The organism is Limnohabitans planktonicus II-D5, from assembly GCF_001270065.2.
Classification (GTDB): Bacteria; Pseudomonadota; Gammaproteobacteria; order Burkholderiales; family Burkholderiaceae_C; genus Limnohabitans_A; species Limnohabitans_A planktonicus.
This window is the reverse complement of the sequence record NZ_LFYT02000126.1, coordinates 1-784: the sequence shown is the minus strand read 5'-3', so window position 1 is coordinate 784 and position 784 is coordinate 1. Positions and strand designations below refer to the sequence as shown.

Below are 784 nucleotides of genomic sequence, written 5' to 3'. Positions count from 1 at the left end.
GAGAGGTCACGCGAACTAGCGGATGCAAGACCTTGATATTCATGACACTGTTTGTGGGCACGGTGTCAAAAACCCCTTTGGCGCTCTCAAAAGCAGTCACAAAACCCTGCTTTGTGACGCCTGTAGACACGCCTTGAGCTGACATTTTGTGGTTTTTTGATCAAACCGCAAAAAAACCTGTCAAAAGTGTCAAAAAAGTCATGGGCATACCCCAATTGGGGGTTATGACGTCATGAAATTCTCAGTATCTTCAGAATCAAATTGCTTTATTCAACAAAAAACACAAGACCTAAATATTGTGAGCGATTGATGTTTTTGTGGTGTACGGCACCGCAAACATTGGAGATGTCAGTGAAAACAAAAAAACTGCTGAAAAATTGGAGCCAAGCTTTGCTCACTGAATTGTCGGTGTGGGCAGCGCTGTGTCTGTTGCTGGCTCCTGTGCAGCTCAAATCACAACCTGCACACCCTGTGAGTGTAGAGGCCAAGCATGCAGGAGTGACGGCGCAAATTGATGTGCTGGGTCAGGCCTTTCGTGCGCCTGCGCCAGTGGCAAGGGATCAGGCACGCATCATTGTTTACCGAACCAATGACAACCGCTTGCCCGGTGCCACCAGCATTTTCATTGATGACCGTTACCACGCATCACTGGTGCGCGGTGCCTGGAGCGCTTTGTGCTACCGCGTGGGCAACATAGAAATAGGCGCACGCCAAATGGATGCCGCCAACCGTCCCAAAGACCTGGTCGATGCCATCACAGTCACGAGATTGGAGGGCGGCACCA

The 784-nt window shown here is 50.0% G+C and carries 1 protein-coding gene; it reads left to right on the top strand.

The window, feature by feature from the left end; genetic code table 11:
* Positions 1-351: 351 nt before the first annotated feature.
* A partial coding sequence (locus H663_RS41085) for a hypothetical protein (protein ID WP_205872787.1) occupies positions 352-784 on the top strand: 433 nt, incomplete at its 3' end.